24 protein-coding genes, 2 rRNA genes and 2 other annotated features are annotated in these 21,400 nt (G+C 38.1%); all 26 genes read right to left on the bottom strand.

The window, feature by feature from the left end:
- Positions 1 to 14 precede the first annotated feature (14 nt).
- Positions 15 to 380: a 50S ribosomal protein L7/L12 gene (gene rplL / locus JOE23_RS15460; RefSeq protein WP_204439810.1), complete on the bottom strand. Its 366-nt coding sequence runs from the start codon at positions 378 to 380 to the stop codon at positions 15 to 17.
- Positions 381 to 449: 69 nt separating this feature from the next.
- Positions 450 to 950, bottom strand: a complete 501-nt coding sequence (gene rplJ, locus JOE23_RS15465; protein WP_204439812.1) for a 50S ribosomal protein L10 — start codon at positions 948 to 950, stop codon at positions 450 to 452.
- Between the two features lie 52 nt (positions 951 to 1,002).
- Positions 1,003 to 1,167: a sequence feature (ribosomal protein L10 leader region), on the bottom strand.
- A gap of 42 nt (positions 1,168 to 1,209) precedes the next feature.
- Complete coding sequence (rplA, locus tag JOE23_RS15470) at positions 1,210 to 1,905, bottom strand: 50S ribosomal protein L1 (RefSeq protein ID WP_204439814.1); 696 nt, start codon at positions 1,903 to 1,905, stop codon at positions 1,210 to 1,212.
- 200 nt (positions 1,906 to 2,105) lie between these two features.
- The gene (gene rplK, locus JOE23_RS15475; RefSeq protein WP_062321740.1) at positions 2,106 to 2,531 is read right to left on the bottom strand and encodes a 50S ribosomal protein L11; all 426 of its coding nucleotides are present in this window, start codon (positions 2,529 to 2,531) and stop codon (positions 2,106 to 2,108) included.
- Between the two features lie 166 nt (positions 2,532 to 2,697).
- Complete coding sequence (gene nusG, locus JOE23_RS15480) at positions 2,698 to 3,234, bottom strand: transcription termination/antitermination protein NusG (protein WP_204439817.1); 537 nt, start codon at positions 3,232 to 3,234, stop codon at positions 2,698 to 2,700.
- A 111-nt stretch (positions 3,235 to 3,345) separates the two neighbouring features.
- Positions 3,346 to 3,525 (bottom strand): preprotein translocase subunit SecE, encoded by a 180-nt coding sequence (secE, locus tag JOE23_RS15485; RefSeq protein ID WP_017473684.1) that lies wholly within the window; start codon positions 3,523 to 3,525, stop codon positions 3,346 to 3,348.
- 53 nt (positions 3,526 to 3,578) lie between these two features.
- A complete protein-coding gene (gene rpmG, locus JOE23_RS15490; protein ID WP_083855820.1) occupies positions 3,579 to 3,725 on the bottom strand; it encodes a 50S ribosomal protein L33 in 147 nt (48 codons plus the stop codon).
- An 85-nt stretch (positions 3,726 to 3,810) separates the two neighbouring features.
- Positions 3,811 to 4,470, bottom strand: coding sequence for an RNA polymerase sporulation sigma factor SigH (gene sigH, locus JOE23_RS15495; protein ID WP_204439819.1), 660 nt, complete (start codon positions 4,468 to 4,470; stop codon positions 3,811 to 3,813).
- A 71-nt stretch (positions 4,471 to 4,541) separates the two neighbouring features.
- On the bottom strand, positions 4,542 to 5,051 hold the full coding sequence (locus tag JOE23_RS15500) for an NYN domain-containing protein (protein ID WP_204439821.1): 510 nt from the start codon (positions 5,049 to 5,051) through the stop codon (positions 4,542 to 4,544).
- Between the two features lie 4 nt (positions 5,052 to 5,055).
- A complete protein-coding gene (gene rlmB / locus JOE23_RS15505) occupies positions 5,056 to 5,799 on the bottom strand; it encodes a 23S rRNA (guanosine(2251)-2'-O)-methyltransferase RlmB (RefSeq protein WP_204439823.1) in 744 nt (247 codons plus the stop codon).
- Position 5,800: 1 nt separating this feature from the next.
- Complete coding sequence (locus tag JOE23_RS15510) at positions 5,801 to 6,202, bottom strand: Mini-ribonuclease 3 (RefSeq protein ID WP_204439825.1); 402 nt, start codon at positions 6,200 to 6,202, stop codon at positions 5,801 to 5,803.
- Positions 6,203 to 6,205: 3 nt separating this feature from the next.
- A complete protein-coding gene (cysS, locus tag JOE23_RS15515; RefSeq protein ID WP_204439827.1) occupies positions 6,206 to 7,609 on the bottom strand; it encodes a cysteine--tRNA ligase in 1,404 nt (467 codons plus the stop codon).
- Positions 7,599 to 8,258, bottom strand: a complete 660-nt coding sequence (gene cysE / locus JOE23_RS15520) for a serine O-acetyltransferase (RefSeq protein WP_204439829.1) — start codon at positions 8,256 to 8,258, stop codon at positions 7,599 to 7,601. Before cysE ends, cysS begins: the two co-directional genes overlap by 11 nt.
- Before the next feature lie 105 nt (positions 8,259 to 8,363).
- Positions 8,364 to 8,585: a binding site (T-box leader), on the bottom strand.
- A 37-nt stretch (positions 8,586 to 8,622) separates the two neighbouring features.
- Positions 8,623 to 10,083 (bottom strand): glutamate--tRNA ligase, encoded by a 1,461-nt coding sequence (gltX, locus tag JOE23_RS15525; RefSeq protein WP_204439831.1) that lies wholly within the window; start codon positions 10,081 to 10,083, stop codon positions 8,623 to 8,625.
- A gap of 90 nt (positions 10,084 to 10,173) precedes the next feature.
- Positions 10,174 to 10,656, bottom strand: coding sequence for a 2-C-methyl-D-erythritol 2,4-cyclodiphosphate synthase (ispF, locus tag JOE23_RS15530; RefSeq protein ID WP_204439833.1), 483 nt, complete (start codon positions 10,654 to 10,656; stop codon positions 10,174 to 10,176).
- Positions 10,657 to 10,670: 14 nt separating this feature from the next.
- Positions 10,671 to 11,360, bottom strand: a complete 690-nt coding sequence (gene ispD, locus JOE23_RS15535; protein WP_204439835.1) for a 2-C-methyl-D-erythritol 4-phosphate cytidylyltransferase — start codon at positions 11,358 to 11,360, stop codon at positions 10,671 to 10,673.
- Positions 11,361 to 11,564: 204 nt separating this feature from the next.
- A complete protein-coding gene (locus JOE23_RS15540; protein WP_204439837.1) occupies positions 11,565 to 12,683 on the bottom strand; it encodes a PIN domain-containing protein in 1,119 nt (372 codons plus the stop codon).
- A gap of 68 nt (positions 12,684 to 12,751) precedes the next feature.
- Positions 12,752 to 14,119 (bottom strand): DNA repair protein RadA, encoded by a 1,368-nt coding sequence (radA, locus tag JOE23_RS15545; RefSeq protein ID WP_204439839.1) that lies wholly within the window; start codon positions 14,117 to 14,119, stop codon positions 12,752 to 12,754.
- 270 nt (positions 14,120 to 14,389) lie between these two features.
- On the bottom strand, positions 14,390 to 16,819 hold the full coding sequence (gene clpC / locus JOE23_RS15550) for an ATP-dependent protease ATP-binding subunit ClpC (protein WP_204439841.1): 2,430 nt from the start codon (positions 16,817 to 16,819) through the stop codon (positions 14,390 to 14,392).
- Between the two features lie 14 nt (positions 16,820 to 16,833).
- Positions 16,834 to 17,901: a protein-arginine kinase McsB gene (locus JOE23_RS15555; protein WP_204439843.1), complete on the bottom strand. Its 1,068-nt coding sequence runs from the start codon at positions 17,899 to 17,901 to the stop codon at positions 16,834 to 16,836.
- A 6-nt stretch (positions 17,902 to 17,907) separates the two neighbouring features.
- Positions 17,908 to 18,453, bottom strand: coding sequence for a protein-arginine kinase activator protein McsA (locus JOE23_RS15560; RefSeq protein ID WP_204439845.1), 546 nt, complete (start codon positions 18,451 to 18,453; stop codon positions 17,908 to 17,910).
- Between the two features lie 25 nt (positions 18,454 to 18,478).
- The gene (locus JOE23_RS15565; protein ID WP_204439847.1) at positions 18,479 to 18,940 is read right to left on the bottom strand and encodes a CtsR family transcriptional regulator; all 462 of its coding nucleotides are present in this window, start codon (positions 18,938 to 18,940) and stop codon (positions 18,479 to 18,481) included.
- A gap of 86 nt (positions 18,941 to 19,026) precedes the next feature.
- On the bottom strand, positions 19,027 to 19,713 hold the full coding sequence (locus JOE23_RS15570; protein ID WP_204439859.1) for an MgtC/SapB family protein: 687 nt from the start codon (positions 19,711 to 19,713) through the stop codon (positions 19,027 to 19,029).
- A gap of 94 nt (positions 19,714 to 19,807) precedes the next feature.
- Complete coding sequence (locus JOE23_RS15575) at positions 19,808 to 20,650, bottom strand: DegV family protein (RefSeq protein ID WP_204439849.1); 843 nt, start codon at positions 20,648 to 20,650, stop codon at positions 19,808 to 19,810.
- A gap of 209 nt (positions 20,651 to 20,859) precedes the next feature.
- Positions 20,860 to 20,974 (bottom strand): 5S ribosomal RNA (rrf, locus tag JOE23_RS15580).
- Between the two features lie 333 nt (positions 20,975 to 21,307).
- Positions 21,308 to 21,400 (bottom strand): 23S ribosomal RNA (locus JOE23_RS15585); the annotation flags it as partial.

Genomic DNA, 21,400 nt, shown 5'->3' on the forward strand with positions numbered 1-21,400 from the left:
ATCAATAATCACTATTACTTCAATTCTACACTTGCGCCAGCTTCTTCAAGCTTGCCTTTCATTTCTTCAGCTTCTTCTTTAGCCACGCCTTCTTTAATAGCACCAGGAGCGTTATCTACAAGATCTTTTGCGTCTTTAAGACCAAGACCTGTGATTTCACGAACCGCTTTAACAACTTTGATCTTAGAAGCGCCCGCATCAGTCAATACAACATCAAATTCTGTCTTTTCAGCTGCAGCATCTCCGCCTGCAGCTCCACCTGCTACTGCTACAGGAGCAGCTGCAGTTACACCAAATTCTTCCTCAATTGCTTTAACTAAATCGTTTAATTCAAGAACAGACATTTCTTTAATCGCTTCAATAATTTGCTCTTTAGACATTCTTATTTCCTCCTAATAAATTGTATAATTTTATCGTATAACGAACATTTCATTTACACTAAGATATACTTATGCACCTTGTTCTTCTCTTTGTTCAGCAACAGCTTTCGCTGCATATGCAAAGTTACGGACTGGCGCTTGAAGTACGCTAAGCAGCATTGAAAGTAGGCCTTCGTAGTTTGGCAAGTCTGCAAGTTCCTTGATTTGCTCAAGTGTTGCAATATTACCTTGGATAACGCCGCCTTTTATTTCTAATGCCTCATGTTCTTTTGCAAAGTTGTTTAAAATCTTTGCGGGAGCTATAACATCATCATTACTGAATGCAATAGCCGTTGGTCCTACTAACACTTCGTTTAGCTCAGAAAGCTCAGCTTGATCTGCAGCGCGGCGAGACATTGTATTTTTGTATACTTTGAATTCTACACCTGCTTCTCTTAGTTGCTGACGAAGTTCTGTCACTTCCGCTACATCTAAACCACGGTAATCCACTAAAACCGTTGATTCACTTTCACGAAGTTTAGTTGCAATTTCAGAGACCACTTGTTTTTTGTTCTCAATCACTTTTGACATGGTTCCACCTCCTACAAAACTAGCTATCATACCGAAAGATTTAGGTTGTTATTGTTAAACAATAACACCCTCACATCTTGGCGTAGACATGAGGGTGATTGCGTGAAACGTTTAGGGCATGCGAAACGGGTTCGCTTACCTTTATTATTCCAACACCTCGGCAGGCTATTAAGCTTCAATCAGCCCCTGCTGTCTACGGTATAACGTATTATATTTGACCTTCACCATTATAGCGAAGCACCATTTTGAAGTCAAGCTTTTATTTAGTAAAAAGGGTAGGATTAATCTTAACACCAGGTCCCATTGTAGATGTCACCGATACATTACGGATATAGATCCCTTTTGAAGATTGTGGCTTAGCTTTAACTAACGTGCTTGACAAAGCTTCAAAGTTCTCTACAAGTTGATTAATGTCAAACGAAGCTTTACCAATCGGAACATGTACATTAGATTGACGGTCAACACGGTATTCTACTTTACCCGCTTTAATTTCTTGAACCGCTTTAGCTACATCAAATGTCACTGTACCCGTTTTCGGATTTGGCATTAAACCTTTCGGTCCTAGCACACGCCCTAATTTACCCACCTCGGCCATCATATCAGGTGTTGCAACGATCACATCAAATTCAAACCAACCTTGATTGATTTTATTAATAAGATCTTGTTCACCTACATAATCTGCACCAGCTTCTTCTGCTTCTTTGGCTTTATCACCTTTAGCAAAAACTAAAACAGTTTGTGTTTTACCTGTACCATGTGGCAATACCATTGCGCCACGGATCTGTTGATCAGCTTTCTTAGGATCAACACCCAATCGGAAAGCAGCTTCTACAGTTTCATCAAATTTTGCTGTCGCATTTTCTTTCACTAATTTCAGCGCTTCTTCAACATCGTAATGTTTTGTACGATCAACTAACTTTAGCGCTTCTTGTTGTTTCTTTGTTTTTTTAGCCATTATTATTTCCTCCTTGAATGTGGTTTTAACGGTTATACCTCCCACTTAAAAAAGCGGACCTCGCTTATATCCGTTTAACGGATATAAGCGAGCAACTAGTTGAACTATGCCTCCTAGTCCATCTGCCTACAAAAAGGTTGCGAAATGGGCTAGCCAGCCATCACCGCAACCTTCTCCTCCAAACAACGATCGATCGAGAATTAGTCTTCGATGACAATTCCCATACTACGTGCAGTACCTTCGACCATACGCATAGCCGCTTCTACATCAGCAGCGTTTAAATCAGGCATTTTTGTTTCTGCGATCTCTTTTACTTGGTCACGCTTCAACGTCGCAACTTTATTGCGATTTGGTTCACCTGATGCCGTTTCGATACCCGCTGCTTTTTTAAGCAATACAGCAGCCGGTGGAGTCTTTGTGATGAATGTAAATGAACGGTCTTCAAAAACCGTAATTTCTACCGGAATAATCAAACCAGCTTGCTCTTGCGTACGGGCATTAAATTCTTTACAGAAGCCCATAATGTTAACACCTGCTTGACCTAATGCTGGTCCAACTGGCGGTGCTGGATTAGCTTTCCCTGCTGGGATTTGAAGTTTTACTACTTTAATTACTTTTTTAGCCACGAGACACACCTCCTTAAGTCCGTGATGTGGTAATAGGGTTATCTCACCCTCCCACTCAATTCATATGCAAAATAATCTTATACTCGAGGCATAAAGAACATTAAAATTTTAGCATGTTCAATATAATAATGCAAGGGATCTCTTTTAATAATTCCATATAAAGCGATTATGATAATTTTCTGATCTGTGAAAAATCCAATTCAACCGGCGTTTCACGGCCAAACATATTAACATGCACTTTAACTTTTTGGCGGTCTAAGTCAATTTGTTCGATAGCACCAGTAAAATTAGCAAATGGCCCTTCTGTTACAGTGACCGTTTCTCCGGTTTCAAAATCAACCTCCACCACTGCCTCTTTCATACCCATTCGTTTTAAGATCATTTCTGCTTCTTCAGGCAATAACGGCGTTGGTTTAGATCCAGAACCTGCTGAACCAACAAAGCCTGTTACGCCTGGTGTATTTCGTACCACATACCACGAATCATCCGTCATAACCATTTCCGCCAGTACATAACCTGGAAATACTTTCTTCTTCGTGACCTTTCGTTTACCATCTTTCATTTCTGTTTCTTCATCTTCTGGTACGAGGATTCTAAAGATTTTATCCTCCATCCCCATTGATTCTAAACGCTTTTCAAGGTTAGTCTTAACTTTATTTTCATACCCTGAATAAGTATGAACAACATACCACTGCTTTTCCATAAATAAACCCTCCTCATAATATGTGATTTTTTCCAATTTAAAAAACCCGCAATAACGGGTTTTTAATTTCATAGCTATGTCTGTTTCCATTATAGCATAGAATTTATCATTCTATTCAAATAAAAGATTCAAAATTTGAGTAAGACCTAAATCTACAACAGTAAAAAACAAGGCGATAAAAGCTACTGTTGCAACAACAGTTACGGTATAGCGAAATAGTTCGTGTCTACTCGGCCAAGAAACCTTTTTCATTTCACGGGAGACATTTTTCAGAAATGTAACACCTTTCATAGATCGTTCCTCCAAACTGTCTTAAAATAATATATAAATAAAATAATACCCATTTATTTCGTTTCACGATGACGTGTATGCTTGTTACATCGTTTACAAAATTTATTAAGCTCTAAGCGTTCAGTGCTTGCTGTATTTTTATTAGATTGGTAATTTCGACTTAAACATTCCGTACAAGCAAGTATAACTTTTTTCTTCACCGTTATCATCCTAACCATGCATTCATCTTACATACGATAGCATGCTTAACCGCTACTGTCAACGTTACCCTTTTATACTCATTCATCACAGCTTAATACCAGAAATATTTAAGTAGCGTTCTAACTTCTTCTTAACCCTTTGTAACGCATTATCGATCGATTTTATATGCCGATTCAATTCAACCGAAATCTCCTGATACGTTCGACCGTCTAAATAAAGAATCAATACATCACGTTCAAGTCCACTTAACATCTTTACCAACTTACCTTCTACTTGACCGTGACTTTCTTGATTAACGAGTAGTTCTTGAGGATCGTCCATCGCTTCAGCATTCACTAACACATCTAATAATGTTCGCTCGGATTCTTCATCAAAGATAGGCTTGTCCAATGACACATAAGAATTTAATGGAATGTGCTTTTGTCTCGTTGCTGTTTTAATGGCCGTTATAATCTGCCGGGTCACACAAAGCTCCGCAAAAGACCGAAACGAAGAGCGCCGATCCCCTTTGTAATCCCGTATAGCTTTATATAAACCTATCATCCCCTCTTGCACAATATCCTCATGATCGGCACCAATCAGAAAATAAGTACTCGCTTTAGCTCTTACAAATCCTCGGTATTTTTGAATCAAAAAATCTAGCGCATGGCTATTTCCTTGATGAACAAGCGAAGAAAGCTCACTATCATCAAGCTTTTCAAAGTCAATTATAAAATTATCTCTGCCTTGATGTTGTCTGTGCAAGCCGAACTCCTCCTGAATTATATAATAGAAATATTATACAGTAAGCGTTTTACAATAGTCAACTACAGCTTTTATTTACGACCTCTTCTCATTTTCTCGAATTCAGCCAGAATATCTTGGCTAATCGGGAGCGTTCGTGTCTGTTTTTGTGCCGAAAAAGCACGCAATTCTTCTTCTATTTCACTTTGAATATGATTAACTTCTATAGCTAATTCTCTTGCTGACTTTCGATAGGCACCTTGTTGGAAAATCGTTTGTTGTTCTGCAAAATCAGATGTCGCTACATAGACTTTTGTTTTTATATTCTTCAATTCTTTAACTAAGCGTTCAATGCATTGATCTGCCGTTTCTTTTTCTTTCGTATAAACGACTTCAACGTTATATTCTTGATATTTAGATTCACTACCCTTAACTTCATAAGCATCAAATACAATGATGACGCGATAGCCTCGATATGCTTGATATTCAGCCATCTTTTCAATCAACAGCTGTCTCGCCTGTGATAAGTCTGTGTCTCGCAAAGCTTTTAGCTCGTCCCAGTCACCAATGATATTATAGCCATCTACTAATAAGATGTTCATGTGCTTACTCTCCTACAGCATGGCGTTTACGATATACTTCATACATGAGTAAACTAGCAGCAACGGATGCATTAAGCGAGGATACTTGCCCCTTCATTGCTAACCTAATCGTCCAATCGCATTTTTCACGAACAAGACGACTGATCCCTTTACCTTCATTGCCAATTACTAACGCTAACGGGAGATGGCCTTCTAATTCTCGATAGTCTTGGCTTCCTTCCGCTTCTGTTCCGACCACCCAAACACGGCGCTCTTTTAGATGCTCAATCGTCTGTACCATATTCGTCACTCTAGCAACAGGCACATACTCGATTGCCCCTGCAGAAGTCTTCGCCACTGTACTTGTTAAACCAACAGATCGCCTTTTAGGAATAATAACGCCATGAGCACCTACCGCATCTGCCGTTCTTAGAATTGAACCCAAATTGTGAGGGTCTTCGATTTCGTCAAGCAAAATAAAGAAGGGCTCTTCTTCTTTTTCTTCAGCACGAAGAAATAAGTCATCTATGGCAGCATAATCATAGGCTGCCACAGCTGCCACTATGCCTTGGTGTTGCCCAGAGACCATTTGATCAATCTTTTTCTTTGGCACTTTCTTAACGATAATACCTTTCTCTTTAGCCAGCTGTTGAATACGTTGCGTTGCTTTATAACTTAAATGATCGGCTAAAAACAATTTATTGATTGATCGTCCTGACCTAAGCGCTTCTGTTACTGGGTTTTTTCCAATGATCCACTCCTCGGTCATCTTAAACCTCTCCTTTCTCTATTAAATCAATTGCTGTATTCATTAACTCATATAAACGTGCCGATTGATCTGAAAAATAATGAAAACCTAATAAAGCTTCAAAAGCGGTACTGTATCGATAGGTCATCACATCAGTATTCTTTGGCACCGTACCTGATTTGGCATTCCGCCCCCGTCTTACGACGCCTTCTTCTTGCTCATCTAAATATGCGGTCTCTAACCAAAAACGCAAAACCCTTGCTTGTGCTTTAGCCGAAACAAACTGGACGGCTTGACGATGTAATGCGTTAACTTTAGCTTGACCGGACTTAATCAAATGCTCCCGCACATGGACTTCATATAAAGCATCTCCCATATAGGCTAGAGCTAAACTCTTCATTTGCTTTACTTCGTTAACATTCATTCCTTATCCCCTTTTCCAGCGTGTACCTTGGGCTGTGTCTTCAAGGATAATATTTTGTTCTTTTAATTGATCTCTTATTTGATCAGCGCGAGCAAAATCTTTCACCTTGCGTGCTTCTTCACGTTCTCTCAGGAGCTGGTCAATTTCATCGTCTAATAGAGCTGAAGATGTTTGTTCAAAATTGATACCTAATATAGATGACAATTCATCAAATAGCGATGTAAAAGCTTCTATCGTTTGGCGATTCGTTTGTTGCTCGGTCAGATATAAGTTTGCTTCTTTAACAAGATCAAAAACAACAGCTAATGCATTGGCCGTGTTAAAGTCATCATTCATCTCCGCTATAAAGGTTGCTTTTAATTGATCTAATTTCACTTGATAATCAGGGGTATCATCAACTAAATTCATGCTCGTTTCTTTGCGATGTTTTAAATTGCTATATACATTTAAGATCCGATCGAACCCGTTTTTCGCCTGTTCTAATAAGGTTTCACTAAAATTGATTGGATTACGGTAATGCACACTTAAAATGAAAAATCGAATCAATTCAGGGGGATACTTTTTAATCAGTTCATGTGCTAATATGAAATTCCCTGTTGACTTCGACATCTTTTCGTGATCAATGGTAATGTAACCATTGTGAATCCAATAATTTGCAAATGTCTGATCATTACAAGCTTCAGACTGTGCAATTTCATTCTCATGATGTGGAAATGCTAAATCTTGGCCACCAGCGTGTATATCAATGGTATCTCCTAAATGTCTTTTTGCCATTGCCGAGCATTCAATATGCCAGCCTGGTCGCCCGTTCCCCCAAGGCGAGGACCAGTGAATCTCACCAGCTTTCGCCTTCTTCCATAATGCAAAGTCAAGCGGGTCAGCCTTTTTCTCCCCAACTTGTATTCTAGCACCTGATCTTAAATCATCAATTGACTGGTGAGATAGTTTTCCATAGTCATCAAATGATCTTGTTTTAAAATAAACATCACCTTCTGCCTCATAAGCGTAACCTTTATCAATTAATGTTTTAATAAAGTCAATAATGTCATCCATTGATTCCGTTACACGCGGATGCAGTGTTGCTTCCTTAACACCTAACGCAGCCACATCCTCTTTATAGGCTGTTATAAAGCGTTCAGCAATCGCCGGTACATCTTCTCCCATTTGCTTTGCGGCATCAATTAATTTATCATCAACATCAGTGAAATTAAGAATATACGCTACTTCATACCCTTGATATTCCAAATAACGACGAACCGTGTCAAATACAACTGCTGGCCGAGCATTACCAATGTGGATATAATTATAAACTGTCGGTCCACATACATACATCTTCACCTTACCTGGTTCAATCGGGTTAAAGATTTCTTTCTTTCGCGTTAATGTGTTATATAGTTTAATCGTCATGCTTCTTCTCCCCTTTTAAATGTGCTATTTCCCGTTTTAGCTTCGTTAATTCACCTTGAAGTTCAACAATACAATCATCTATTGGATCCGGTAACTTATTATGGTCAAGGTCTTTTTGTACCCGTTCGCCATTTTGGACAACGACATGGCCAGGTATACCTACAACGGTGGAGTAATCTGGAACATCATCCAATACGACTGAACCTGCACCAACCTTTGAAGCAGTGCCTATTGTAATAGAACCTAATACTTTTGCTCCGGAAGCAATCAATGCATAGTCTTTAATCGTTGGGTGTCGTTTTCCTTTCTCTTTCCCTGTTCCCCCTAAGGTTACGCCTTGAAAAATAGTGACGTTATCTCCTATTTCACAAGTCTCTCCAATGACAACCCCCATCCCGTGATCAATAAAAAACCGTTGACCAATCTGTGCACCAGGATGAATTTCAATCCCTGTAAAAAAACGACTGATTTGTGATATAGCACGAGCAATAAAAAAGAATTTTTTTCGATAGAAGAAATGTGCAACACGATGCGACCATATAGCGTGCAATCCAGAGTAAGTTAGAATAACTTCAACATAGGACCGAGCGGCGGGATCTTGATCAAAAACCACTTCAACATCCGCTTTTATTTGCTTCCAAAAACCCACTTTCAGACCACCTCCATTACCTAATACTCAATAACTCCTTCTCATACCATTAGAAAACCTAATAAGGACGCCACAATAAATAAAGACGTCTCTGTGCTGTTGATACACAGAGACGCCTTTATTTGCGCGGTCCCACTCTGTTTAGGTAATATTACTACTACCTCGACTTTAGATCTCATAACGGGAGAAACCGCTTTTGTCTACTTAATCCTTTTCGACAAAAGACTCCGAGGGGCATTGAATTAAAATGACTTAAAATCACTTTCAGCCTATGGTGATTCTCTCTTGATAAGCTTTTTTAATCCCTATCCTCATCAACGTTTTTTATTTATAAAGTATGTGACATGGCTAAGATATGTGTTAATTAATCATTAAGAACATGTTCTAATCGCGTAACCACCACTTCTTTTCCTAAGAGGTGAATCGCATGAGGTAATTCAGGGCCGTGAACTTGGCCTGTTGTTGCCACACGTATTGGCATAAATAACTGTTTACCTTTTTGTTTTGTCTCTTTTTGAGTCGCTTTAATAGCCGCCCTAATCTCTTCAGGACTCCAATCCTCGAGTTGCTCTAACTTTGCTTTATATGATTGTAGAACCTCAGGCACTTGTTCGCCTAATAAAACTGCTTTTGCATCTTCATTATAATCGATCTCTGTTTGAAAGAAAAGTTCAGTGAGTTCAACAATCTCTGCACCATAGCTTAGTTGATCCTTGAAAAGTAAAATAACTTGGCTTGCCCAGTCTCTTGTATCTTCCTTCATATCAGCCGGTAGTTTTCCTGCCTCAATAAGATGTGGCAGAGCAAGCTCAACTACACCCTTGTCATCTAGCATCTTGATATACTGATTATTCATCCATTTTAGCTTTTGCTGATCAAAAATTGCAGGTGATGTTGATAAACGTTCTGGATCAAACATGTTAATGAATTGCTCTTGAGAGAAAATTTCCTCTTCTCCAACTGGTGACCACCCTAACAAGGCAATAAAATTAAACATCGCTTCTGGTATATAACCAAGTCGCTTATATTGTTCAATAAATTGCAAGATATGTTGGTCTCGTTTACTTAATTTTTTCCGCTCTTCATTTAAAATAAGTGTCATATGACCATATTGAGGAGCTTCCCAACCAAAAGCATTAAAAATCATCATTTGTTTTGGTGTATTAGAGATATGTTCTTCTCCACGTAATACGTGAGAAATCTTCATCAGGTGATCATCAATAGCTACCGCAAAATTATACGTTGGTATCCCGTTTTTCTTTACCATTACCCAGTCGCCAAAATCACTAGATTCAAATGTGATTGTACCTCTTACTATATCTTCAAATGTATAGCTGATATTTTCTGGTACGCGGAAACGAATGCTCGCTTGACGACCTTCAGCCTCAAATTGTGCTATTTGCTCTTTCGTCAAATCACGGTGCGCTCCCGAGTACTTAGGCACTTCTCCATTAGCACGTTGTTGCTCCCGCTCCTTCTCTAACTCTTCTTCTGTCATATAACATTTATAAGCTAAACCACGATCAAGCAAATCATCGATATAAGTTTGATACACAGAAAGGCGCTCTGTTTGTCGATACGGGCCATATTCACCACCAATATCTGCACCTTCATCCCAGACTAGCCCTAACCACTTCAAATATTGGAGTTGGCTTTCTTCACCGCCCTCTACATTACGCTTATCGTCTGTATCTTCAGTACGTATAATAAATTTACCACCCAAATGTTTAGCATATAGATAGTTAAATAAGGCAGTTCTTGCATTGCCAATATGTAAATGGCCTGTTGGACTTGGCGCATAACGCACACGAACTTGATTTGTCATTTCTCGTTGTTCCCCTTTCAATCATTACCTTCGTCTATTCTTATATTAGCATTTTTCGCCAAGTTTTGCTCGACAAATTATTTATTTACTTCATTCACTTGATTTTTCAATTAATACAACGGCTTGTGCAGCCATGCCCTCTTCTCTACCGACAAAACCTAGCTTCTCTGTCGTTGTTGCCTTAACATTAACTTGGTCAATAGCCACCCCTAATATACCTCCAATATTTTCACGAATTGAATCGATATAAGGAGACAGCTTAGGTAACTGCGCCATAACTGTGCAATCTAAATTAACAAGTTGATAGCCTTTAGCTTGTACCAAGCGCCAGACATGCTTTAATAATTTTGTTGAGTCAGCATCTTTATAGGTTGGATCGGTATCAGGAAAGTGTTTTCCGATATCGCCTTCTCCAATCGCTCCTAGTAATGCATCTGCAATGGTGTGTAGTAAAACATCTGCATCTGAATGTCCTAAAAGACCTTTATTGAATGGGATGACTATTCCTCCGATTATACACGGACGATCCTCTGTAAATTGATGTACATCAAATCCTTGTCCAATTCGCATCATACGATCACTCTTTTCTATTCTTTATTCGTTTGATTTAAGATAAATTGTGCGTGTTCTAGATCTTCTGGTGTTGTAATTTTTATATTATGGTAATGGCCCTGAACAAATTGAACACGCCCGCCCATCCGCTCAACTAAGGAAGCATCGTCAGTACCATAGTAGCCAGAAGCTTTTGCGGCTTGATGGGCATTTAAAATAAGTTCATAATCAAATCCTTGTGGGGTCTGAGCAGCATATAACAAAGAGCGATCGAGTGTTTCGACATGATCTCCTTGCTTTCGTTTAATTGTATCTTTGACTGGCACCACTAATAAGCCCGCCCCATCATTCGTAACCACTTCATTTAAACGATCTAAATCAGACTGGCTGACAAAAGGGCGCGCGCCATCATGAATAAAAACTAATTTATTAGGATCTTGAATAGCTTTTAAACCGTTATATACTGAATCTTGTCGCTCTTCCCCACCATACACAAGATGAATCGGCTTCGACCACGTTTCTTCAGCTAGCAACCTCTCAACTTGCATCTGCTCTTCAACACGAATGAGTAAGTAAATGGATACACAATGAGGGTCTTGCTCAAAAATAGTAAGTGTATGACTTAACAGTGCCTTTTCATTAAGCATAATAAATTGTTTATTCCTACCGGCTTGCATTCTTTTCCCTATACCTGCTGCCAATATTATGACATTATATTCTCTCATCTTCTACACCACTTTTATTTATGATCAACTGCTTAATTATGTAAATAAAGATTATAAAAAAATTGCGTTCACTCGTCATTTAGTAAATGGATTAACTTTTCCTATTCTTAGTTAGCACTTAAAATTAAACTTCATCGATGTGAAAACAAATAAAAGTGATAACCATTGTTATCACTTTTATCTTCTTTATCTGTTATACCTTTTTTATTGAGCTTTTTCAAGTGCTTTCGGTTTTGCAAAAATCATTCGTCCTGCTGAAGTCTGCAAAACACTTGTTATAATGACCTCGATTGTTTCGCCAATATAGTTGCGTCCTTCTTCAACAACAATCATCGTACCATCATCTAAATAAGCTACACCTTGGTTTTGCTCTTTACCGTCTTTTATCACTTGGACCATCAATTGCTCACCTGGTAAAACAACCGGTTTAACAGCATTAGCAAGGTCATTAATATTTAAAACTTGAACATTTTGAAATTCACAAACTTTATTTAAGTTAAAATCATTTGTCACTACAATACCATCTAATACTTTCGCCAATTTAACAAGCTTACTATCAACCTCTTGGATCTCCTCAAAATCTCCATCATACATTTCCACATCAATCGGTATGTCCTTTTGTAATCGATTGAGTACATCTAACCCTCGACGTCCTCGATTCCTTTTTAAGGCATCCGATGAATCCGCAATATGCTGTAACTCTTCGAGTACAAATTGAGGAATAATTAAGGTGCCTTCTAGAAAATACGTTTGACATATGTCTGCGATTCGACCATCAATAATGACACTCGTATCAAGCAATTTAGGTTTAGGGAATGGTTTATTAGCTGACCCGTCTTCAGAAGCAGATTTACTATCTTTATTGTCTTTATCCCTTTTGGCTATCGTCATAATACTAAGAAATTCATCTCGACGTTTAAATCCCACTTGAAATCCTAAATACCCCAGTAAACCCATTGTAAAAAGAGGCAGCACTTGTGATAAAATCATAATTTGAAGATCTTGAATCGGTTGGTTAATGATATAGGCGATAACTAAACCTAAAACTAGACCTAATCCCCCAAAAAATAAATTAGCTAATGGCGCACCTAACAACGCTTCCTCTAAGTATTGAATAAAATGAACAATGTGGTCAACTAACCAAAAAGATAATAAATATAAAATAATAGCACCAAGTACTAAACCTATATAAGGAGCTACATAAGGGTGGTCAAGCCACGTATTCCTCGTAAAACCCATTACTTGAACAAGGATTGGAAAATATAAAAAACCAGTCGTACCTCCTGCTACAATAATAAAAAATTGCACTATTCTTTTTAGCACCACAGTCACCTCCTATCAAATAGTCTCCCCAATATTATGTTTCTTTAATCGCTTTTCTTATAAACTTTCTATTGATTAAATGTTATTTTTAAAGCATTTTGAATCGCATCAACGCCTATCACTTCAATTCCTTTCGGCGCTTGCCAGCCATCGAGATTTCGAGATGGAATAATCGCTCGTTTAAATCCGAGTTTCGCAGCCTCTTGTACACGTTGTTCAATACGTGATACCCGTCTAATTTCTCCTGTTAAGCCCACTTCACCAATTAAAACATCGTGTGGACTACAAGCCTGATCTTTGAAACTTGAAGCGATACTAACTGCTACAGCTAAGTCAATAGCAGGCTCATCTAACTTAACACCACCCGCTACTTTAACATATGCGTCTTGGTTTTGCATTAATAAACCTACTCTTTTTTCTAACACCGCCATTAATAACGGAACACGATTGTGATCAATGCCTGTTGCCATTCGACGTGCTTGACCAAAGCTAGTAGGCGAAATTAATGATTGAATTTCAACTAGAACGGGTCTTGTTCCTTCCATTGAAGCAACAACTGTAGATCCTGCCACCCCTTGAGTGCGTTCTTCTAAAAAGATTTCTGAAGGATTGAGCACTTCCTGTAATCCTCTCTCTTTCATTTCGAAGATACCCATTTCATTCGTACTACCAAAACGATTTTTTACCCCTCTTAAAATCCGAAATGTATGGTGTCGTTCTCCTTCAAAATAAAGCACAGCATCCACCATATGCTCTAGCATCCGAGGGCCTGCAATCGCGCCTTCCTTCGTTACATGACCGACAATAAAGATGGGTACATGTTTTGTTTTAGCAATGCGCATAAGCTCACTGGTACACTCGCGAACTTGTGCCACACTTCCCGGGGCACTAGTGACTTCATCCTTAAAAATCGTTTGAATGGAATCGATAACGATGAAAGCGGGAGCAAGTTGATCGATTTGATTCGATATCAATTGTAAATTTGTTTCAGATAGTACATACAGCTGTTCAGAGGTCACACCTAGTCGATCTGCTCGTAACTTGGTTTGACGTGTAGACTCTTCACCAGAAATATACAGCACCGATATATCCTTCTGCGCCAGTTGATTAGAGATTTGAAGGAGTAACGTTGATTTACCGATACCTGGATCACCACCAATTAACACAAGTGAACCAGGTACGATACCGCCACCCATGACACGATTAAACTCGGGCATTGCTGTCAACATTCTCGATTCTTCTTTTGTTTGAACAGAAGTGATCTTCTCAGGGGACTGACTGCTGCCTTGTCCAATACCTGTATGTTTGGGATTAGATTTAACAACAACTTCTTCAACCAGTGTATTCCATTGATTACAGCTGGGGCATTTTCCCATCCATTTAGGTGTCTCGTAACCACATTCTTGACACACAAAACGTGTTTTTGCTTTAGCCAATATCATGTTCCTCTCTTTCATTATACCTTATATTAACTTTTACAAGGTTACATATCAATTAATACTTTGTGTAAAAACCATGTAATTTCATTCTAACAGTTTTATCTTCAAAGCTTTAGTGTTTATTAAAAATCAAATTATACTGTCTTCTAAATGCCACTTTAAACCTATACTCTTTTATACTCTTTTTGACATAAGCACCTGCTCAATGGTCTATAAAGACAAGAAGCTGAGAGGTTAACGACCTCTCAGCTTTTCTAACAGTATACACTAATCTAGGATAATGAACTTTCCTTTACTGTTTAAACCAATTCGAACTTTTTCACCTTTTTTGATATCTTCACGAAGCAAGGCTTCTGATAATAAGTCTTCAATGTTTTTCTGAATTGAACGGCGTAACGGTCTTGCACCATATTCAGGATCAAAACCTTCTTCTGCAATCTTTTCAATCGCTTTGTCGGATAAGGTGAAATCAAGCCCTTGCGCAGATAAGCGTTTTTGCAAATGATCGAGCATCAATGTCACAATGTCTTTCATATGCTTTTTCTCTAGCGAATGGAAGACAATCGTCTCATCAATACGATTGAGGAATTCTGGTCTAAATGCTTTTTTCAATTCTTCTGTGACTTTCAATTTCATATCCTTATAATCAGCTTGTTCATCTTCTAAACTAAAACCAACATATTTATTTTGCTTTAACTCACTTGCACCGACATTCGATGTCATGATTAAAACCGTATTTCTAAAGTCAACTAGTCTCCCTTTAGAATCTGTTAAACGACCATCTTCTAGCACTTGAAGCAAAATGTTAAACACTTCCGGGTGCGCCTTCTCTATTTCATCTAACAAGACAACCGAATACGGTTTTCGGCGTACTTTTTCTGTTAATTGCCCACCTTCTTCATGACCGACATAACCTGGAGGGGAACCAACTAAACGTGATGTCGTATGTTTCTCCATGTATTCTGACATATCTACACGTATCATCGCATCTTCATCACCAAACATTGATTCAGCTAACGCTCGAGCAAGTTCTGTTTTCCCTACACCCGTCGGACCTAAAAAGATAAATGAACCGATAGGGCGTTTCGGATCCTTCAGACCAGCTCGTGCACGACGTATCGCTTTAGCCACGGCATCAACTGCTTCCTCTTGTCCGATCACACGATTGTGCAATACATTTTCTAGATTAAGCAAGCGTGTGCTTTCATCTTTTGTTAATGAAGAAACAGGCACTCCTGTCCAAGTCGAGACAACGGTTGCTATATCTTCTACAATAACTTCCGAATCTTCTTGACCTTGCTTTTCTTTCCACTGCTCTTTTGTTGATTCTAATTCTTTTCTTAATTTCTGCTCCTTATCTCTTAGTGAAGCTGCTTTTTCAAATTCTTGACTTTGAACAGCCGCATCCTTCTCTTTTTTTACTTCACCTAAATTTTGTTCTAATTCTTTTAAGTTAGGCGGCGCAGTATACGAACGCAAACGAACTTTTGAAGCTGCTTCATCAATCAAATCAATTGCCTTATCAGGTAAAAATCGATCAGTAATGTAGCGACTCGATAAATTAACTGCTGCTTCAATGGCCTCATCCGTAATGGTTACTCGGTGATGTGCCTCGTACCGATCACGTAAACCTTGTAAAATTTGTATAGATTCTTCCAGTGTCGGCTCATCAACTTGAATAGGCTGAAAACGACGTTCAAGAGCTGCGTCTTTTTCAATATATTTACGATATTCATCCAGTGTGGTTGCTCCGATACACTGCAACTCTCCACGTGCCAATGACGGTTTTAATATATTGGACGCATCAATAGCCCCTTCGGCACCACCTGCACCAATTAACGTATGCAATTCGTCAATGAAGAGTATGATATTCCCTGCTTGGCGAATCTCTTCCATTACTTTTTTTAAGCGATCTTCAAATTCACCTCGATATTTCGTACCTGCGACAACAGTTCCCATATCAAGCGTCATCACACGCTTATCTCTAAGTGTTTCTGGCACTTCATTATTTACAATTTGTTGGGCCAAACCTTCAGCAACAGCCGTTTTTCCTACACCCGGTTCACCAATAAGAACTGGGTTATTCTTTGTGCGACGACTTAATACTTGTATAACCCGCTCAATTTCTTTCTCACGACCAATTACAGGATCAATATTGCCTTCTTTAGCGATAACCGTTAAATCTCTTGCTAGAGAATCTAACGTTGGTGTACTAGCCGGGTTACTCTGCGTATGTCGACCTTGGCCTTTTCTAACCGTCTCATTACTTCCTAACAATTGAAGTACTTGTTGACGAGCGCGATTTAGACTAACATCTAAATTATTAAGTACACGAGCAGCTACACCTTCTCCTTCTCGGATTAAACCTAAGAGAATATGTTCTGTACCTACATACGTATGACCTAATTTTCGAGCTTCATCCATTGAAAGTTCGATCACTTTTTTCGCACGTGGCGTATAATGTATCGTTTGCGAGCCTTTCTTACCCACACCGATTAAGGCTTCAACTTCTTCTTGAATTTTATTGGTTTCTAAACCTAATGAAGTTAATGCTTTAGCAGCAATGCCCTCACCTTCGCTGATAAGACCAAGTAGAATGTGCTCTGTCCCAATATTATTATGACCTAATCGAATCGCTTCTTCTTGTGAAAGAGCTAATACTTTTTGCGCTCTTTCTGTAAACCTTCCAAACATCATCATGGGTTCCTCCTTTACGATTCCTCTAATCCTAAACGTTCTCGTATAATCGTTGCGCGTTTAATATCTCGCTGCTTTGGCGTTAAAGTCTCTTGGGCATACTGTTGTAAAAAGGCCGGTTGAGTTAATACCATTAATTCATTTAAAATCGATCTTGACAGATGATTAAAATAGCCAACATCAATACCTAATCTCAAGTCCGATAGACACTTTGCTGCTTCTTTCGACTCAATAATACGGCTATATTTTAAAATACCATAAGAACGAAACACACGATCTTCTAACCGTAATTCGGATTGCTCAACAAGCATCTCTCGTGCAAAACGTTCTTGTTCAATCAATTTTTCAACAACACTTTGTAGGTCTTCTATAATATCTTGCTCAGATCTTCCTAGAGTGATTTGGTTTGAAATTTGATATATATTACCTACTGCTTCACTTCCTTCACCATACATCCCCCTTACCACTAAGCCTAACTGGTTAATGGCGGGCACCATTTTACCAATCTTACTGGTTAGCGTTAATGCTGGTAAATGCATCATGACAGATGCTCGCAAACCTGTACCTACATTTGTTGGACAACTTGTTAAATAGCCTCTTTTTTCATCAAAAGCATAATCAATCTTTTCTTCTAGCCAATCATCCATATGAAAGGCCTCTTCAAGTCCACGATCCAACTGTAAGCCGGGAAAATAAAGTTGCAGGCGAATATGATCTTCTTCATTGATCATTAAAGAAACTTGCTCATTTTTTGAAACCAGTACACCACTTTCCTTTTCCTTCTCCATAAGGTATGGACTAATCAAATGTTTTTCAACAAGCGCTCGCTTCTCAATCGGCTGTAAAGTGGACATTTCAAAGTATTCAAGACCTTCGTATTGATTAAAAGATTGTTGGTTAAAATGTGTTTTAATCCAATTGGAAACAATTTTTAACTTTTCTTCTTCTGCCACAATAGGAAAAGGTACATCGGTGAAGTTCCGTGCCAGTCGAATACGGGTGCTTAAAACAATATCATGGTCTGGACCTTCTTCTTGCATCCACGGGCTAATTGCACTGTCTATAAATGATTGCAAAGACATATACGCTCACTCCTCCTCGTTGCTGTCAGAAGATGACTCGCCGCTTTCTAAAGCTTTTATACGATCTCTTAACTTAGCCGCCTCTTCAAAATTCTCTTCGTCTATTAAAGTTTTTAATCGGTTTCGATAATCTTGAATTAGACGCTTTTGTTGAAGATGAACATGTTGTCTTTTCGGTATTTTCCCCGTGTGCTCAGTATTACCACTGTGGACCTTTCTAAAAATCGGGTTAAGGTGATCTTCAAAAGTTTTATAGCAATGGGCACAGCCAAATTTACCAACTTTAGCAAATTGATGATAGGTCATTTTACAATGTGGACACGTTAATTCATTTTGGTTTGATTTATTAATACCAGGTTGATTAGATAAGTTAGAATTGAAATTAAACAAGCCACTTAAAAGATCATGAATGGTATAGGCATCATCTTTGGGTTCGATGTATCCTTTTTCCATCGCACATTTCTGACATACATGTAATTCTGTCTTTTGACCGTTTATATAGTTTGTTAAGTGTAACGTTGCAGGGTTTTCATGACAGATTTCACATTCCATATCTACCCCTCCTCACGAATAATTATCATTCGTATTTTAAAGTTGTTAACATGGCAACTAAGATGCGTGCTCTCAACTCATCTCTAACCGGTATTTTTATTGCTATAACATCTCTATTTAAAGCGCTAATCATTAATTTTGCCTCTCTGGTTGTAATTAGCTCATCATCTAAAAGACGTTCAATAACTGCAATGGCAACCTGTTGGCTGGTGCGAGGCTGTATCAATTCAATAAGTTCGTCAATCAGAGCTGTTTTATCATTATTAATCATCCGCTGTATTCTAATATAACCACCGCCACCTCGTTTACTCTCAACAAGGTAACCTCTTTCGGGTGTGAAACGGGTATTAATAACATAGTTAATTTGAGAAGGGACACAGGAAAATTGATCGGCTATCTCACTGCGTTTGATTTCAATACTATTATGTTGATTTTTTTCAATAATTTGTTTTAAATAGGCTTCAATAATATCTGAAATATTACGCATTTTCCTCCCCCTTATTGACTTTGACTATATTTGACTATAATTATATTCTATACTGTGATTCCCAGATATGCAAATAATATATTACTTTATATTTCTTTTACTTGTTTAACTTGATCTAATTGGAGTAACTCATAATATAAATCGTTAATATTCGTATTCTTACCTATTTGAATATCGGTTAATATCTTTGTATCTTGCTCATTTCCATTATCTACATTAATGTTCTTCACTATAACATTAAAATGATTATAAATGGAGAATATTGCATCTAGTTCATGGAAATTATGCATTAAGATTTCCAGTTTTACTCTTAGTTCTCTTTTAGAGATATAACGTTCAAAATTATTGAGAAAAACGAGACTAAGTAAAATGATGGTCGTTGTCAATATAGCCATACTATACATGCCAATGCCTACAACTAAACCTAATCCGGCAACAGCCCAGATTGATGCAGCTGTTGTAAGGCCTCTAACCGTCATGCCGTTTACGATAATGGTGCCGGCCCCTAAGAAACCAATCCCACTGATGACATAGGAAGGAATTCTAGCCGGATCAAATCGTACGATATCTGAATATGTTTCAAGGTAATCTTGAAATCCATATAGCGACATTAACATCATTAAACAAGAACTCACACCTACAAGAATATGTGTTCTAAAACCCGCAGAATGTCGATTCATTTCACGTTCAAATCCAATTAATCCTGACAAAATCAAAGCTAACAATAACCTTATACTCATTGTAATGAAATACTGATCGAATAATTCATACATCGCATAAATTTCGTTAAACAACGAAAACTCCTCTCCTAATAATTTTAAAAAATAAATAGATCACCATATAAGGAGATCTATTTACTTTAGGACGTTATTCTTTTAACCAAGAAATGGCCATCGTTCCATAACCCGTATGAACACCTGCGACCGGAACAAGCGGCTCCACTTTAATCTTCAGATTCTGATATAATTCTTTTAAATCACGTTGCCATTGCTGTGCTTGTTCCAAGGCTCCTGCATGCATAACACCTAATTCTTTTAGGTCCCCATTTTTATATGCATCTTCAATCTTCTGGAACAAATGACGAATGGCCTTCTTTTTACTTCTTATTTTATCGTCTACAATAACTTTACCGTTTTCAAATTTTAAAATTAAATTAATATTTAATAAATTTGCAAATACTGTTTGTGTTGTACTCACTCGACCACTTCTTTTTAACTGCTCAAGACTTTGAGGTAATAAATACATTTCAGTTTGATCAGGGTATTGTTTTAACTTAGCAACAATATCTTCAAAGCTTTTCCCGTCACTTTCCATCTCAAGTCCCTTTTCAATCATTTTTCCAAGAGCATAAGAACCTATTTTTGAATCGATAACTTCAACTTTAAACCCCTGCATTTCAGAAGCACTAATCGAACTTTGGTACGTTCCTGTTAATTGACTAGAGGCATGAATAGCTATTCCAATATCGTAATTTTCTTTTAGCTCCTCATATAGTTGAACAAACTCTCCATAGGGCGGCTGGCTTGTTTTCGCTCCTTCTCCATGCTTTTTTAATAAAGTGTAAACTTCATCTTTAGTGATATCAATATCTTCTCGATATGAGATATTATTGATATTCACAATCATGGGAAGTACATGTATTTTATGCTTATCAATATATTCCTGTGATAACCCACATGTACTGTCTGTAATCCAAGCAATTTTTTTCATTTTACAAGCTCCTTTAGTTTATGCCTTGTTACTTGATACTAATAACTAACTATAATACTAACTATAACATACTATCAAAAAATATTACAGATTTATTGTTTTCATATTATTCCCTCATTCAACTCATATAAAACTATAGTTCTTTCTAATTGATAAAAAACTAAAAAAAGAAGCTATCTCATGTTTAGAGATAACTTCTTTTCTAAATTGCTTAGCAACGTCCTACTCTTGCAGGGGAAATCCCCAACTACCATCGGCGCTGAAGAGCTTAACGGCTGTGTTCGGCATGGGAACAGGTGTGACCTCTTCGCTATTGTCACTAGGCCTACGCATCGTAGGTCGTTCAATGTTGCGACACATGTCGTGTGGTTAATTGAACTTCCTTATTTAGGGTTAACCTGTAATCTTATATGATAAAGGTTTATACCTCATGCGTTAGGATATACCCTGAAAACTAGATAAGATATTTGACAAGACCATCAAACGGTCGCATACGCCTTTTGTTTTTAATCTAGCTCAACCGTCCAACAACTGGGTGTCTTCGGCAATCGCCCTACGATAAGTCATCATCGATGCGCTTCGCTTATCGTGATTCCTTTATCTCAGGTGATGGCCTCCAGCCACGGCGTTGTTTAACGTCCGGTTTCGCCTTTTGTTTTAGTTAAGTCCTCGATCGATTAGTATTCGTCAGCTGCACATGTTGCCATGCTTCCACCTCGAACCTATCTACCTCATCGTCTCTGAGGGATC

The sequence above is a fragment of the Amphibacillus cookii genome, assembly GCF_016908375.1.
In the GTDB taxonomy this organism is placed as follows: Bacteria; Bacillota; Bacilli; order Bacillales; family Amphibacillaceae; genus Amphibacillus_C; species Amphibacillus_C cookii.